The sequence below is a fragment of the Paenarthrobacter sp. 4246 genome (assembly GCF_040546855.1).
GTDB lineage: Bacteria > Actinomycetota > Actinomycetes > Actinomycetales > Micrococcaceae > Arthrobacter.
This window is the reverse complement of the sequence record NZ_JBEPOP010000002.1, coordinates 67,938-83,499: the sequence shown is the minus strand read 5'-3', so window position 1 is coordinate 83,499 and position 15,562 is coordinate 67,938. Positions and strand designations below refer to the sequence as shown.

Genomic DNA, 15,562 nt, shown 5'->3' with positions numbered 1-15,562 from the left:
GGATGCTCTTTCATATCCCTCGGGTTTGGGGTGGATGCTCTCTCATATCCCTCGGGTTTGGGATGGATGCCATTGCGTCCCTTCGTAGCCTATGAGCCATTGGAGGCCGTGGCGGCCCACGAATTGACCGTCGTTTCACCGTTGGCAGCGTCAGATCCCAGCAACGAGACCGCACCACTCAGGAGCCCATGGGCGCTGGCATCCTAAGGGCCGCCCGTGCGGCTGAACTCCTCAAACTGTGCAGGAAAACCTCACCCCGAAGATCTTCGCGTAGAAGCCAAGCGCCCCGCCTCCGCAGGTGGGCTCAAGGGCGTGGGATGTGAGAGAGGGGTGGGCTCAAGGGCGTGGGATGTGAGAGAGCGTGCCGATGAGCGGCGCTGGCGCCGCGGAGGTGACTACGGAAGGGGACCTAAGCCTCGGAACGCAGTCCGGGCTCCTTCTGCAAGCCGGTGAGGCCGTTCCATGCAAGGTTCACCAGGTGGGCGGCGACGGCGCGCTTGTCCGGTGTCCGGCTGTCGAGCCACCACTGGCCGGTCATCGCCACCATCCCTACCAGCATCTGCGCATACATGGCACCGTCTGCGGCGCTGAACCCGCGGCGGGCGAATTCGTCGGACAGCAGGTGCTCCACCCGGGCGGTGACGTGGGAGAGCAGTGTGGAGAAGGCGCCTTCGGGCTGCGATGGCGGGGCGTCCCGCATGAGGATCCGGAATCCGTCGGTGCGGTCTTCGATGTAGCCAAGGAGGGCCAGCGCTGCGCGTTCCACCAGTACCCGGGGTTTGGCTTCGGTGCTGAGGGCCTCGGTGATGGAGTCCAGCAGGATCCTGAATTCGGTCTCCACGACCTGCCGGTACAGGCCTTCCTTGGAGCCGAAGTGCTCGTAGATGACAGGCTTGGAAACTCCCGCGCTGGCGGCGATTTCCTCGATGGTGGTACCGTCCAGGCCGCGGGCAGCGAAGAGCGCGCGGCCAATGCCGATGAGCTGGGATTTGCGCTGCTGACCGGTCATCCTGATGCGGACTGCAGGGCCGGTGGAAACCTGCTCCAGGGGCCCAGCAGTGTCCTCGGACCGGGGGAGTTCAGTGCGCTTGCTCACGTGACCATCATGCCTTACCGGCCGGTTACAGGCCCGGCCCGGCGGGTCTGAAAGGGGTGCAGGAGGCATCCCGGGGTGCGCCGGGGCAGGCGTGGCGGGCGGTCAAGTCGCGAAGCATGCAAAGGTCATGGCAAACTAGATTCTTGTGTGTGCATCCCGGTAGCCCGGGAAACCGTCAGGCCCTGCTGCTTGATGGTGTGAATCATGCACGGTCCGCTCTGGTGTAATGGCAGCACCCCGGCCTTTGGAGCCGTGGAGTATAGGTTCGAATCCTATGGGCGGAACGGTCGGAAAATGCGCTCCTCTCTGTACCTGGAACGGCTCGAACGGTGCCTGGGTCCATTGGGATGGCAGCATTCCGAAGCCGGGTTACCCGGGACATACCGAGCAAGGAGAGCCAGTACGTGAGCCCCGAATCCACCGGTCCCGCAGCGGTCATAGTTTTGGCCGCAGGCGCTGGAACGCGCATGAAGTCCCGGACCCCCAAGATTCTCCACGAAATTGGCGGACGCTCCATGGTGGGCCACGCTCTCCTGGCAGCCCGTTCCATCACTCCGCTGAAGCTGGCGCTTGTTGTCCGGCACGAGCGCGACCGCGTGGCCGAGCACGTCACCGGGCTGGATCCCGAAGCGCTGATAGTTGACCAGGACGATGTCCCCGGTACGGGTCGGGCAGTGGAGGTGGCCCTCAAGGCCCTCGACGCCGAAGCCGAACTTACCGGCACCGTGGTAGTGACGTACGGCGATGTTCCGCTCCTGACGGGCGAGCTGCTCGGGGAACTCGTGACCACCCACGAGGCCGAGGGCAACGCTGTCACGGTACTGACCGCGGTCCTGGACGACGCCACTGGCTATGGCCGGATCCTCCGCGCCGAAGACGGAACTGTCACCGGCATCCGTGAACACAAAGATGCGAGCGAGTCCGAGCGCAGCATCCGCGAGGTCAACTCCGGTATCTACGCCTTCGATGCCGCCGTGCTGCGCACCGCACTGGCGAAGGTGACCACGGACAACGCGCAAGGCGAGATGTACCTGACTGACGTCCTGGGGTTGGCGCGCGACGCCGGTGGCCGGGTTGCCGCCGTTGTGACCGAAGACCGCTGGCAGGTTGAGGGCGCCAACGACCGCATCCAGCTTTCGGCCCTTGGCGCCGAGCACAACCGCCGCATCATCGAATCCTGGATGCGTGCCGGCGTGACCGTGGTTGACCCGGCCACCACCTGGATCGATTCGACGGTGACCCTCGACGAAGACGTCCGTCTGTTGCCCAACACCCAACTGCACGGTTCCACCAGCGTGGCGCGCGACGCCGTCGTGGGTCCCGACACCACCTTGACCGATGTCAACGTGGGCGAGGGCGCGAAGGTGATCCGCACGCATGGCTCCGGTTCCACCATTGGTGCCAAGGCGAGCGTTGGACCGTTCACGTACCTCCGCCCGGGCACGGTGCTGGGCGAGACCGGCAAGATCGGCGCGTTCTACGAAACCAAGAACGTGACCATCGGCCGCGGTTCGAAGCTGTCCCACTTGGGCTACGCCGGCGACGCGGAAATCGGTGAGGACACCAACATCGGCTGCGGCAACATCACGGCCAACTACGACGGCGAGAAGAAGCACCGCACGGTAATCGGCTCGGGTGTCCGCACCGGCTCCAACACGGTCTTCGTTGCTCCCGTCACGGTAGGCGACGGTGCCTACAGTGGCGCTGGGGCTGTCATCCGCAAGGATGTTCCCGCAGGCGCCCTCGCACTCAGCCTGGCCGCACAGCGGAACGCCGAAGGTTGGGTCATTGCCAACCGTCCGGGCACTTCTTCCGCCACTTTGGCCGAAGCCGCCCAGGAACCGGCGTCCGCCTCCACATCCTCACAATCCCCGGCAACCATAGAAGAAGGCAAACAGGCATGAGCGAAATTACCGCACACGGAGAGAAGAAGTTAATTCTCGCCGCCGGAAGGGCACATCCGGAGCTGGCGCAGGAAATCGCGAAGGAGCTGGAGACTGAGCTCCTGCCCATCGACGCCTACGACTTCGCCAATGGGGAAATCTACGTCCGTTCGGCCGAGAGCGTGCGAGGCACCGATGCCTTCGTCATCCAGGCCCACCCGGCGCCGCTGAACAACTGGCTGATGGAGCAGTTGATCATGATCGACTCCCTGAAGCGCGCCTCTGCCAAGAGGATCACGGTTGTTTCGCCGTTCTACCCTTACTCCCGCCAGGACAAGAAGGGCCGCGGCCGCGAGCCCATCTCTGCCCGCCTGGTTGCAGACCTGTACAAGACCGCCGGCGCGGACCGCATCATGTCCGTGGACCTGCACACTTCGCAGATCCAGGGCTTCTTCGACGGCCCCGTTGACCACCTCATGGCCATCCCGCTGTTGGCTGACTACATCCGCACCAAGGTTGAGGCTGACAACATCACCGTTGTTTCCCCCGACACTGGCCGCGTCCGCGTTGCCGAGCAGTGGGCCGAACGACTGGGCGGCGCTCCGCTGGCGTTCGTGCACAAGAGCCGCGACCTCACGGTTCCCAACCAGGCTGTCTCCAAGACCGTCGTTGGCCAGGTGGAAGGCCGCACCTGCGTCCTGATCGACGACATGATCGACACTGGTGGAACCATCTCCGGTGCTGTCCAGGTCCTGAAGAACGCCGGTGCCAAGGACGTCATCATCGCCTGCACCCACGCCGTCTTCTCCGACCCCGCCGCGCAGCGCCTCGCCGATTCCGGAGCCCGCGAAGTCGTGGTCACCAACACGCTGCCCATCCCGGCCGAGAAGCGGTTCCCGTCGCTGACGGTGTTGTCGATCGCACCCTTGATCGCACGCGCCATTCGTGAAGTGTTCGACGACGGTTCGGTCACCAGCCTCTTCGACGGCAAGGCATAAGAATCTCCGTGCCACAACGGGCCATCCGCAGCTTACGGGCTTGCGGGTGGCCCGTTTTGTTGCCCGTTTTCATATCGGACGCGTTCCGCTGCTAAACTCTTGGGGATACCTTGGCGAGGGAGAGCACATCCGGTCTACGTTGCGTGGGCTTGGGTTGCGGGTCTCCGTTATCGACTGGGTCTGCATCTCCTTCAACACAGGCGGAACGGCTGCTCAGCGGCCGATTTCAGCCGGGCGTAGAAGGTCTCCAGACCTCCGCCCTTGCTGATAGACAAGCCCGGATTTTCCGGGCGCCACAGTAATCAAGGAGTACACATGTCTGAGCAGAAGCTCACCGCAGAACTGCGCACCGAATTCGGCAAGGGTTTCGCCCGCCGTGCACGCATGGCCGGCCAGATCCCGGCTGTCATCTACGGCCACGGCGCAGAGCCGATCCACATCAACCTGCCGGGCCGCGCCACCACGCTGGCAGTGCGCGTTTCCAACGCCCTCCTGGCGATCGACGTCGACGGCGAGCAGCACCTGACGCTCGTCAAGGACATCCAGCGCGATCCCGTAAAGCAGATCATCGAGCACGTTGACCTGCAGACCGTGAAGGCCGGCGAGAAGGTTACCGTCGACATCCAGATCCACGTTTCCGGTGAAGTTGCTCCGGGTGCTGTCGCCAGCCTCGAAGCCACCACGGTTTCCCTCGAAGCTGAGGCAACCCACGTTCCCACCGCCGTCGAGGTCAGCATCGAAGGCCTCAAGGCCGGCGAGAGCATCCACGCTTCCGACCTCGTCCTGCCGAAGGGTTCCACCCTCCTCACCGAAGGCGACACCCTGGTGGTCCGCATCGCTGAGACCGCTTCCGAGGCTGAAGAAGAAGCACCGGCCGCTGAGTAGTCTTGTGACTGCTTGAGGCGCAAGCCGTTGAGTGGCCGGGTACCTTCGGGTCCCGGCCACTTTCCTTTTGTCCTTGCCCTGTTCAAGAACAGTCCCGCCGGTACATCACGTTCCCGCTGATACATCGAAACGTTTCCTAGGATGAGACCATGAGTGACACTTGGCTGATTGTCGGCCTCGGCAACCCCGGCAGTGAGTACAGCAACAATCGGCACAACGTGGGCCAGATGGTGCTGGATGAACTTGCTTCCCGCATGGGCGGAAAGTTCAAGGTCCATAAGGCCCGGGCCCAGGTAGTGGAGGGCCGACTGGGTATCGGTGGCCCCCGTGTGGTCTTGGCCAAGCCCATGACGTACATGAACACGTCAGGGGGGCCGGTTGCGGGCTTGTGCAACTTTTTCGACATCGCCCCGGACCATGTCATAGCGGTCCACGACGAAATCGACATTCCTTTTAACACAGTCAAGCTAAAACTAGGCGGAGGCGAAGGCGGACATAACGGCCTGCGGGACATCTCCAAAGCTCTCGCCACCAAGGACTATTTGCGCGTCCGCGTAGGAGTGGGACGGCCTCCGGGCCGGATGGAGACCGCCGATTACGTCCTCCGGGATTTCGCCACCGCCGAAAAGAAGGAACTGCCGTTCCTGCTGGACGAAGCCGCCGATGCCGTGCAGTTGCTGATGGACCAGGGCTTGTTGTCTGCGCAGCAGAAACACCACCCCGCCAAAGCTTGAGCGAATCTTGAGGTAAGCCTGAGGAAAGCCTGACGGTCCCGAGGACCCTAAGGCCTACAAACTGTCGGCGCCCGGCGGTAGTGTGCATGGTACGCAGGTAAGCGGTGGGGGACTGTCGCGGATGTGTAGCGAAGGATGCGAATGTCGGCGGAGTTGCTAAACAAGGGCGGGGGAGGCGCAGCAAGGGCTGCGGCTCCCGATCTTGTGGGCGGAACTACGGACAGGCAAACGTGGTCACTGCTGGCCCGCAGCCGCGATCTGTCGAAGGCGGGAAAGTTCCTCGAATCACCCGACTCGTATGGGGTGGTCCTCACCGGCCAACGGGGCATCGGAAAATCCGGCCTCGCGCGCGCCGTGGTCTCCTCGCTTGGCCCCAAGGTCCACAGCCTTCAACTGCGCAACACTGTTGCCAACGGCCAAACACCGTATGGATGCCTGGGTTTCCTGCTGGCCCGCCTGCCATCCGAAGCCGTCAGTTCTCCGACCGGCATCCTGCATGCAGTGACAAGCCTGATCAGGCAGGAAGCGGCGGGCCGGGATACCGTTCTCATTGTGGACAACGCCGGCGGCATGGACCCCATGAGCACAGGCGTGCTGCTTAACCTCATGGCCACCGGCACCGCCAAGGTTGTTGCCACCGTACAGCGTGCCAGCGACCTGCCTGCCGATTTCCACCGCCTGGTCCTCGAAGGGGAGCTGGGCGAGGTCCATCTCAACACCCTGAGCGAAGAACAGACCAAACAGGTGTTGGGATCGGTCCTGGGACACTACGTATCGTCAACGCTGGTTGGTTCACTGCACTCGGCCGTGGGCGGAAACCCGATGCTGCTCCATGCCCTCCTGGAAGAACAGCGGCAAACCGGCAACTTGGTACTCAACGACTCCGTCTGGACGCTGCGGGACCGGATCAAACTGGAGGGCGCAACGGTGGTGGAGGACTTCGTCCGTTCCAAACTGGCGCGCGAAACGCAGGCCAGCAGGACCGTCGTCGAAATCCTCGCCTGTGCGCAGCGCGCAACCCTGGTGGACCTGGCAGCCATTTTTGGCACCGAAGTCCTGGTAGAGATGGAAGACTCCGGGCTGCTCACCGTTGAACGGGGCGATGACCACTGGGTATCCCTCCGGGATCCCTACGTGGGCGAGGTGGTCCACAGCTGGCTGAGCACCCGCCGCAGACGCGAACTGCGGCTGATGCTTCATGGCCCCAAAGAGCCTGAACTGCAGGGCCTCGCCGCGCGGGATCTCCTGAGCTATGCCGCATGGATGCACTCTTGCGAGGACGAGCCAATGCCCTCGCCGGCCCACGCATTGGCCGCCGGACGCGCAGCATTGGACAACTACGATCCCAACTTTGCCATCCAGTGCACGCTGCCCCTGGATCCCAAAGACCGAGAGTGGGTCCCCGGGCAGCGCCTGAAAGCTGCGGCGTACCTCATGCTGGACCTGCCGTTGCACGCCGCCCAGGCTCTGGATGAGGTGTCCGAGTCCCACCTTGCCGCGCTGGACCCGGTGGAGTTCGCGGAATTAACCGCAGCGAAATGCCAGGCAATGACGTGGATTGATGGTCGGGCGGGCATGGTGCCGGGGGTTATTTCCGACGGACTTGAGACTCTCGGGGCCATGGCGGGCAACTACCCGGCTGAGACAGTGGCCAAGGCCTACAACCGCCTCCACCTGTGCAGTTACGAGTACAACACCTATATGGGTGAGTACGCCTCCATCATCGATCATTTGGAAGAGGAACTGGCCAAGGATCCTGAAGTGGACCGGGAGCACTGGCTGAGGTCAGCGTTCTTCCTGGTTGAGGCCCGCTGCATTCTTGGCCGCGAGCTTGAGGCGCAGGAACTCGCGCGCACCGTTTCACGGCTTTTGGGCGATACTGACCGGCCTGCCCAGCTTGAAGAAGCCTTCGCCAAGCACGCATTCCTGGTCATGTTGCTGTCCGGGCAGTGGCGGCAATGCATCGAACTCATGCGTCGCTCACCGTCCCGGTCGTCACGGCTTCAGTTCCGGGGTGCCTTGACTGAACTGGGCATCGGCCTCGCTTACGCCTACGCCGGCAAACCTGCCAGTGCCATTGAACCCCTCAGGTCCGCGGTTGCCCAGCTGGAACTCCGCCCGGCCATGAACATGAACAAGGTCGCCTACGCTGCCACCGCTTTTGCTTATGCCCAGGTGGGCAATTCCGTGGAAGCGGGCCGTTACCTGGACCTGTACAGGACATGCCGGGGAGAGGGAACCTATTTCTCCGAATCCGTGGCCGCTTTCTGCGCTGAGATGGCCGGGCGATGGATGGGAGATCCGGACGTCAAGCAGCGGCTCCTGGCCCGGGTCCGCGACGACGTCGAGAAACAGCGCATGACCACTGCCGGCATCTGCCTCTTTGGCGCCACGGTTGAAGGCACCGACGAAGAGTACCGGCTGCTCGAAGATATTGCCGGGCGCCGCCAGGGGCCACTGGCCCGGATTTCCGGCAACCTCGCCCGCGGTGCGCTGAACAGGAGTTCCCGGTCCCTGCTGGAGGCAGCCGACGCCGCCGCAGCGCTGGACCTGCTGGTGGTCGAGGCCAGGTGCGTGGCCATGGCATTGGACTTTGCCCGGGACGCGGGCGAGACAACCGCTGCCCGCACGGCGCAGCTGAGGCTGGAACGGCTGGAGCATTCCGTGTCCGCGTTGCCGATACAACCGCGCAGCGACGCGCCGGTATTGACGGAGCGTGAACGCCAAATTGCTAAACTCGCCGGGAAGGGTGTCAGCAACCGTGAAATCGCGATGGATATTGGGGTGTCTGTGCGAACTGTCGAAGGCCACTTGTACCAGGTGTTCACAAAGTTGGGTGTTTCGTCTCGAGGCGAGCTCAATGGGCTCCTATGAGGCAGGAATCGCCGTAGAAGTGCGGAGCGCCCATGCGGGCTGAGCACCTTGTAGGCCGGGATGCCGAGCTGGACCTGGCAATGAAGATCTTGCGCCAGGAAGGCGCGGGGGCTGTGCTTCTGGTAGCGGACCCCGGCATCGGAAAAACGGCCTTGGCCGCCGAAATTGCGACCCGCCTGGCAGGGGAAATGGTGGTGATGCGGGTCCACGGAAGCCCCGCGTTGTCTGCTGTGCCCTACGGTGTCCTGGCGCCCTATTTGCTGGACCTGCCTGTGGAACAAGCCACCTCGCCGGTGGCGATCCTGAGGGAGTTCTGGGCACAGTTCGAGAAACGCCGTGGAGGCCAAGGCGCACGGCTTTTGCTTATCGTGGACGATGCCCACGACCTTGACGAAGGCAGCACCCAGATTCTGGCCGAATTGGTGACGGCGGGGTGGGCCAGGCTCGTGGCCACCGGAAGGCCTCGCCCGGGTCTGCCCGCCGCGCTGCTTCAGCTGTGGTACGACGGCCTTGCCGAACGCCTGGAGCTTCATCCCCTGGACCATGAGGGCGTCACTGAGCTCGCGGAGAAGACTCTGGACGGAACCCTCATGGCCAGTGCCGCGGACGTGCTGCACTCCGTGTCCGAGGGCAACCCGTTGCTCCTTCGCTGCCTCCTGGATGACTCAAGGGCGGACGGAAACCTGGTGCGGCGGAACGGTGTCTGGTTCCTGACACGAGCCCTCTCGGGCAGCGGCGAAGGCTTGGCCGAGGTGGTGCGGAACCGCGTGCTGCGGACCAGCGAGGCTGAGAGGGAAGCGATGTATGTCATCGCCCTCTCCGAACCCGTCCCTGCCGCAGTGCTGGATACACAAGTTGGCAGGGAAACCGTGCGGGCGCTGATGGACAGCCGGCTGGTGCTGTCCACCAACGGGCCCGGAAGCCCCCTCAAAATGTGGCACCCCATGTACAGCGAGGCGCTACGCCAGATTGTTTCGCCTGCCCGCAGCCTCCAGATCCGCCAGCGCATGGTCCAACACCTGCTCGCGGAGCCGCCCACGGCCGAGGGACTGCTCCGGTTGGTGAGCTGGGCGCTGGACTGTGGTGCCGACGTCGATGACGAACAGCTGTTGGAGGCAGCCTTCCTGGCTGCGAAACTGCTCCAGAACCCCTTGGCGCTGGCGGCAGCGGGCAAGGTCCGTTCCGAGGCGTTGCGCCCCCGCGCCCGTGCAGTCATGGCCATGGTCAGCTACAACGACGGCGACTTCCGCAAGGCCGTGCGACTGTTGGAAGAGGGCCTGGGGTACTTGGACGCCGATCCGTCGGGCCCCTTGGGGGCAGGGCTGTTGTGGGCCGCTGCGCGGGCGGCCACGGGAGACTCATCGGCGGACATTGTGGCCGACGCCCGGACCGCGGCGGCAGCCCTCGTTAATGGCCTTCCGGAATCAGCCCCCATGGTGGGGCTTGTGGGACGGCATGCCAAGGCACTGGAGTTGGCGGCGCTTGCCCACGATGGCCACTACGCAGAACTCCGTGAAGGCCTGGAGCGGTTTGGGGCGGCGCTCAGCCCGGACCAACCGGATTTTGTCATGAACCGGGTATTCCTCCTGGCCACCCAGTGCGAACTCCTGACGGTAGAGGGCCATGCCGTGGAGGCGCTCGACGCCGGCCGTGAAGCGTTGGTGCTGCTGGATGAGCAGGCTGATGACCTCCTGTACTTCAGCGACTTTGTGCTGGCGCGCTACACTCTCGCCGCCCTGGGCGCTGGGGACTGGGGCGCCGCCGGGACAGCCTTGGAACGCTATTCCGCGAGATCGGCCATGGGACTCATTGTCTTTGGCGGCGACATCCAGACCCTCAAGGGGTTGTCGCTGCTGCGTCAAGGCCGCCTGGAGCAGGCCGCGGAGCTGGTCACTCCCGCTGTCGAGGCACTCAGGGTCAGGGACCCCCAACAGCTGAAGAATCTGGGCAATGCACTGGCGTTCTACGCCGCGGCCAAGTCCGGCGACACCGCGCTCGCGGAGCGCCTGGCCGGCGAACAGGCTGATCAGGCAGGCCAGCAGGCCGGAGGAGCCTACGTGGAGGCCCTCGCGGAACTTTTTACCCTGGCCGGCCAGGAGCTGGCAGCCAAAGGCTCAGGGCTGGAGAAGCTCAGGAAGCTACCGGAATCCGTGCGGCTGCATCAGGAGCCTGGTGTCCTGCTGCAAAATCTGGTGCTCCGTGCCGAGCTCGGCGATGTCCAGGCCATGGAGTCCATCAAGGGGATCACACCGTCCATGTCCGGTGCCTGGGCCGCAGGATGGTTTTCTCTGGCGGAAGCACATCTGGGCGCTGACGGCCAAGGCTTCGTCAACGCCGGCAACCTTCTGGCCGCGGCCGGCATGCCCGGACCGGCCGCCGTGGCGTTCGACAAAGCCGCATTATCCTTCGACGCCGAAGGAAAGCGACCGGAAGCCCGGCAGGCAGCGGTGCTGCGCGATGTCAGCGAAGCCAGTCTTGGTGATGCCATGGTCCATGACCCCAGCACCGAAGCGGACCGCTCAGTGCCGTTGACCCGCCGTGAACAGGACATCGTGGCGTTGGCAGTCTCAGGACTGACCGACCGCCAGATCGCGGAGAAGCTCATGGTGTCCGTGCGCACGGTAGAGGGCCACCTCTACCGCAGTTACGCCAAGTTGGGCATCCGCCGTCGTGAAGACCTGGGGGCTGCTGTCCGTCATTGACGGCAGTGCTCTTTGAGTACTCACTAACCACCCGCCACGCCACTTGCCCCCGCCACCGCACGGATTTTGGCCAATCAGTGGAGTAACCCGTGGGAGTGTTGTGCCCAAACCAAGTAGTGCCCCTCCGGGGGACTGAGTACAACAAGGTAGAGGCCCGGAAAAAGCCCCGGACTAATCGAGTACCAACTACTGGTGTACCCCGTTCGCCGCCCCGGCAGTATTGATCTTGGAAGAACGGTTCAGCCCCAAGCATCACCGGGATTCCGAAAGTCGCATCATCCGCATCGGTGGTCTCTTTGAGCCGATGCACCGGACACCGAAAGGTGTTCCGGCCCTGGACGAAGCCGGCGGCGACAGAGTCTTCTGAGACCGAGACTCTCCCCCCAGCCGCCGCCGGCTTCTAGGCCAGGTAGCCCGCACCTCGCGGAAATCACCCCTCCCGGACCATGGGACTGCTGCTATTGGAGTGCGCATGCTGCCGGATCCCTGGCTGGACGAAGACACCGTCACAGTCGGGCTGAGGCCATCACCCTTCCCGGACCGGACGAGGCTCCTGGACATCATCCTTTCCGCAGTACCGTCGCCCTCCACCAGTGGCATCGTGGTGGTTGGGGACCGAGGATCCGGAAAGACCCACTTGTTGCTCTCCGTCAAAGAGGGCCTCACCGAAACCATGGACGTCAGAAGTTTCGCCGGAAAACCAGAGCTGAGGACCATCAGTTACGGCGCCTTGGGTGCGGCACCTGAATCCGACGGTGAAGACACACTGCCGCCGGGACTTCACGTCCTCCGGGCCCTGACCAGCACCCTGGGCGCCGCCGAATATTTGTACACACCACAGACCGGCCGACGCCGGAACAAACGCCGGGCTCAAACGGCAAGGCCGCCGCTGGTGCTGTTGGTAGACGACATCCACTACGTAGACCCGGCCTCCTTGGCCGTCCTGCTGCAACTGATACCCGGTTTCGGGGCAACCTTGGTTGCCACTGCCGACAGCCGCCGGCCCCTTCCTCCCGACCTCTACCAACTCTGGGAAGACGGCTTCCTGGAACAGTACTTTCTTCCGCCCTTTACCTTCAGCGAGGCGCATGCCCTGTCCGAATCCATCCTGGGTGGAAGGGTCCAACGCCGTGCCAGCAGCCTCTTGGCCGCCATGAGCGGCTTCAATGCAGGGCTGCTGGGGATCGCCATCAACGATGCACGTAGTGCCGGCCTGCTGGTGCAGAAGGACGGCTTCTGGACCATTGATATCCGCGCCCACTGTGACTGGCCAGGTGTGGTGGCACAAGTGCAGGCCGAAAACGCCGTCCGCCCCGCAGAGGAACGGCATGCGCTGGAACTCATAGCGCTCGCTGAACCTGTGGCGCTGGACGTTGTGGAACACCATTTTGGCCGGAGCGCTGTTGAACACCTTCTGGCCAACCACCACATCCGGCTGTTGGCCGGGCGGCCGCCGCTGGTCAGGACGAGTTCCTGGCTGCGCGGCGAGGGTACCCGGCTGGCGGTGCCGCGACCCAGGAGCCTTGCCCTCCGCCTTGGCGTTGAGGAACCCGCGCTCACGCAGGAATCAGCTCCCACCTTGCTGCGGTGGATGACATGGACCCTTGACTGTGGCCTGACCCTTTCTGATGAACTTCTCCTGGCCACCGCGCCGGCCGCCGACAGGCCGTCAACAGCAGAACTCGTCATGCGGGCTGCCGCAGCAGTGGCCGGACCGGGCCGAAAGGATGAGGCCAGGCTCCTCCGGGTACGGGCGCTGGTTGCTGAAGGCCTGCTGGGCGAAGCGGCCCCGGAACTGCGGGAGTTGGCAGCAGGTGGGGGATCGCCGGAAGTGAAGGCCGATGCCGGCAGCCGCCTGTTGGCTTTGGAACTCCTGGGGGCTGTCCCGGGTGAAGCCGTGCCCGGCCTTTCGGAGGACGCCGGTTCAGGGGAGACTGCTTCCGGCCAGGTGGTGTGGAAGGTCCGGGAAGCCGAACGGCTCTTACTCGCCGGATCCGCCCCGGAAGCGTTGGAGCGGTCAACTGCGGCAATGGCGGCCGTTGACGCGGACCCTGCCCTGGAGATGTTCCGGCCTGGGGTGCTCCTCCGGCACATAGTATGCCTTCGCAACAATCTGGCCTGGAGCCACATGGATTCACTCCTGGAGTATCCTGCTGCCTTTGTCCTCCCCACATACCTTGCCGTGTGCTTGGACGTTGCCCGGGGGTACGCCGAACTCAGCCAGGGGCTTCCCCGGGCCGCGCGTCGAACCTTGGAGCCGGCCCTTGCGGAACTGTCCGACGCCGGCCTTCCGCCGGTACTGGCTTTCGCTGCTGCCCTGCTGGCCTACTCCGAGGCGCTGTGCGGAAACACTGTGCAGGCGATGGAGCGTTGTGGGCAGAGCCTCGCTGCTTTGCAGGAAGTCGAGGATCCCGCGGGCCTCCTTCCCCGGCTCAGCTCCGTCTATTTGGCGGCGGCGCAGGACCAGATGGCCGGTAAGCCGGACCATCTGTTGATGCTGGCAGACGAACTCCACCACCAAGGCAGCACGTTGTTGGAGGCCGAGGCAGTGTCCCTCCTGACGCTCAACGCGAACAGTGCCGCCGTCGACGATCTTGTGGTCCAACGGCGGCTGTCAGGACTTTCGGCGGAAATCCGCGGAGCCGGGGGTGCCGCACTGGGAGCGTTTGCAGAGGCACTGTTGGACAACGATCCCAAGACGTTGGAAGCTGCGGGAAGGAGCTTGTCTGCCGACAGGCTGTTTGCCCATGCGTCCCTGTGCTACTCGCGTGCGGCCAGCGGGTATGAAGCCCGAACCCGGAGTGCGGCAAGCCGGCGCGCGTCGGTCCTGGTTGAACGGCTGCGTAAGGCGTTCGATAGCGGGGCTGTTCCGCCGCTGGGCTGGGTGCCCGGAAGGGCCGGCGGGTGAACGTGCTGCACGGCACACCTGCGGCTCCGCACGGCAGAGGCCATCGTGGGATAATGGGGAGTCCCTGAAGGATTTCCAAGGAGCGCCCCTTGACTGCCGTATCAACCCCCGCCTCACTACTGCGGTCCGTGCATGCCATGGACAATGCGGAGGTGTTGCGGATCCGGAATGACTTCCCGGTGCTGGACCAGCTGGTCAACGGTAAACCCTTGATCTATTTGGATTCCGGCGCCACGTCGCAGAACCCGCTCAGCGTCATCGAAGCCGAGCAGGAGTACTACGAGCAACGCAATGCGGCCGTCCACCGTGGAGCCCACCACCTTGCCGTGGAAGCCACGGAGGTCTTCGAGGACGCACGCCAGACCGTGGCGGACTTCATCGGCGCGCAGTACGAGGAAACCGTGTGGACCTCCAACGCCACCGAGGGACTCAACCTCATCAGCTACGCACTGTCCAACGCCGGGTTGTGGGCGGCGCAGGGCCGAGGCGATTCACGGTTGAAGGACCTGGCCGTGGGACCGGGCGACGAAATCGTGGTCACCGAAATGGAGCACCACGCCAACCTCATCCCGTGGCAGGAGCTGGCCTTCCGGACGGGGGCCACCCTCAAGTACATCCCCGTCACCGATGACGGGATGTTGATGCTCGACGCCGCAGCCGGAATCGTCGGGGAACGGACCAGGCTCCTGGCCTTCACGCACGCTTCCAACGTCCTGGGTACTATCAACCCGGTTGCGGAACTCGTGGCACTTGCCCGCAAGGTCGGTGCACTGGTGGTCCTGGACGCTTGCCAGTCTGTGCCGCACCTGGCCGTGGACGTCAAAGAGCTTGACGTCGACTTCGCCGTGTTCTCCGGGCACAAGATGCTGGCTCCCACAGGTGTCGGCGTGCTTTACGGCAAGCAGGAACTCCTGGATGTTATGCCACCCTTCCTCACCGGTGGTTCCATGATCACCACGGTCACCATGGAACGGGCCGAGTACTTGCCGGCCCCGCAGCGGTTCGAGGCCGGTACCCAGCGGATCTCCCAGGCCGTGGCCCTTGCTGCCGCAGTGAACTACCTCACCGAAACCGGCATCGACCGCATCCATGCGTGGGAAACGACGCTTGGTCAGCGCCTCGTCAAAGGGCTCGAGAGCATCGACGGCATCCGCGTGGTTGGTCCCGCCTCCGGGTCCGAACGAATCGGCCTGGCAGCGTTCGACGTCGCCGGTGTCCACGCGCACGACGTCGGGCAGTTCCTTGATGATCGCGGCATCGCCGTTCGTGTCGGTCACCACTGCGCCCAGCCGTTGCACCGCCGCCTGGGCCTGACTGCCACTACCCGGGCAAGCACCTACCTTTACAACACCACGGACGACGTCGATGCTTTCCTCGACGCTGTTTCCGGGGTCCGGGCATACTTCCAAGCCTGACCTTCGGCGGCCTTGAAAATCCAGGCAGCCTCAAACCAACGATTTTCCGCAGAACAGGCAACAACCA

Annotated in this window: 9 protein-coding genes and 1 tRNA gene; 9 read left to right on the top strand and 1 reads right to left on the bottom strand. The window is 64.1% G+C overall.

The annotated features are described in order from the left end of the window. Positions 1–409: 409 nt before the first annotated feature. Positions 410–1,009 (bottom strand): TetR/AcrR family transcriptional regulator, encoded by a 600-nt coding sequence (locus tag ABIE35_RS03125; protein ID WP_026542776.1) that lies wholly within the window; start codon positions 1,007–1,009, stop codon positions 410–412. Positions 1,010–1,308: 299 nt separating this feature from the next. Here ABIE35_RS03125 and ABIE35_RS03120 point away from each other — a divergent pair. From ABIE35_RS03120 to ABIE35_RS03080, 9 genes are all read left to right on the top strand, one after another. Next, positions 1,309–1,380, top strand: a tRNA-Gln gene (locus tag ABIE35_RS03120). Positions 1,381–1,500: 120 nt separating this feature from the next. Then, positions 1,501–3,000, top strand: coding sequence for a bifunctional UDP-N-acetylglucosamine diphosphorylase/glucosamine-1-phosphate N-acetyltransferase GlmU (gene glmU, locus ABIE35_RS03115; RefSeq protein WP_354512411.1), 1,500 nt, complete (start codon positions 1,501–1,503; stop codon positions 2,998–3,000). Then, positions 2,997–3,977 (top strand): ribose-phosphate diphosphokinase, encoded by a 981-nt coding sequence (locus ABIE35_RS03110; protein ID WP_011774071.1) that lies wholly within the window; start codon positions 2,997–2,999, stop codon positions 3,975–3,977. The genes glmU and ABIE35_RS03110 overlap by 4 nt, the downstream gene beginning before the upstream one ends. A 315-nt stretch (positions 3,978–4,292) precedes the next feature. Then, positions 4,293–4,862: a 50S ribosomal protein L25/general stress protein Ctc gene (locus ABIE35_RS03105; RefSeq protein ID WP_354512410.1), complete on the top strand. Its 570-nt coding sequence runs from the start codon at positions 4,293–4,295 to the stop codon at positions 4,860–4,862. Positions 4,863–5,011: 149 nt separating this feature from the next. Then, positions 5,012–5,596, top strand: a complete 585-nt coding sequence (pth, locus tag ABIE35_RS03100) for an aminoacyl-tRNA hydrolase (RefSeq protein ID WP_089594208.1) — start codon at positions 5,012–5,014, stop codon at positions 5,594–5,596. Positions 5,597–5,737: 141 nt separating this feature from the next. Beyond that, the gene (locus ABIE35_RS03095; RefSeq protein ID WP_354512409.1) at positions 5,738–8,470 is read left to right on the top strand and encodes a helix-turn-helix transcriptional regulator; all 2,733 of its coding nucleotides are present in this window, start codon (positions 5,738–5,740) and stop codon (positions 8,468–8,470) included. A 32-nt stretch (positions 8,471–8,502) separates the two neighbouring features. After that, positions 8,503–11,172 carry a helix-turn-helix transcriptional regulator gene (locus ABIE35_RS03090; RefSeq protein WP_354512408.1) on the top strand — a complete coding sequence of 890 codons (2,670 nt, stop codon included), beginning with the start codon at positions 8,503–8,505 and terminating at the stop codon, positions 11,170–11,172. Positions 11,173–11,644: 472 nt separating this feature from the next. Continuing rightward, the gene (locus ABIE35_RS03085) at positions 11,645–14,080 is read left to right on the top strand and encodes an ATP-binding protein (protein WP_354512407.1); all 2,436 of its coding nucleotides are present in this window, start codon (positions 11,645–11,647) and stop codon (positions 14,078–14,080) included. 89 nt (positions 14,081–14,169) lie between these two features. Then, entirely contained in the window at positions 14,170–15,495 is a 1,326-nt protein-coding gene (locus ABIE35_RS03080; protein WP_354512406.1) for a cysteine desulfurase, read from the top strand. Positions 15,496–15,562: the final 67 nt, after the last annotated feature.

What these genes read in the sequence shown, in the direction of transcription:
- ABIE35_RS03095 (WP_354512409.1), top strand. Translation starts at nt 5,738, where the DNA reads ATGTCGGCGGAGTTGCTAAACAAGGGCGGGGGAGGCGCAGCAAGGGCT.
- ABIE35_RS03125 (WP_026542776.1), bottom strand. Translation starts at nt 1,009, where the DNA reads ATGACCGGTCAGCAGCGCAAATCCCAGCTCATCGGCATTGGCCGCGCG.
- pth (WP_089594208.1), top strand. Translation starts at nt 5,012, where the DNA reads ATGAGTGACACTTGGCTGATTGTCGGCCTCGGCAACCCCGGCAGTGAG.
- ABIE35_RS03090 (WP_354512408.1), top strand. Translation starts at nt 8,503, where the DNA reads ATGCGGGCTGAGCACCTTGTAGGCCGGGATGCCGAGCTGGACCTGGCA.
- ABIE35_RS03085 (WP_354512407.1), top strand. Translation starts at nt 11,645, where the DNA reads ATGCTGCCGGATCCCTGGCTGGACGAAGACACCGTCACAGTCGGGCTG.
- ABIE35_RS03110 (WP_011774071.1), top strand. Translation starts at nt 2,997, where the DNA reads ATGAGCGAAATTACCGCACACGGAGAGAAGAAGTTAATTCTCGCCGCC.
- ABIE35_RS03105 (WP_354512410.1), top strand. Translation starts at nt 4,293, where the DNA reads ATGTCTGAGCAGAAGCTCACCGCAGAACTGCGCACCGAATTCGGCAAG.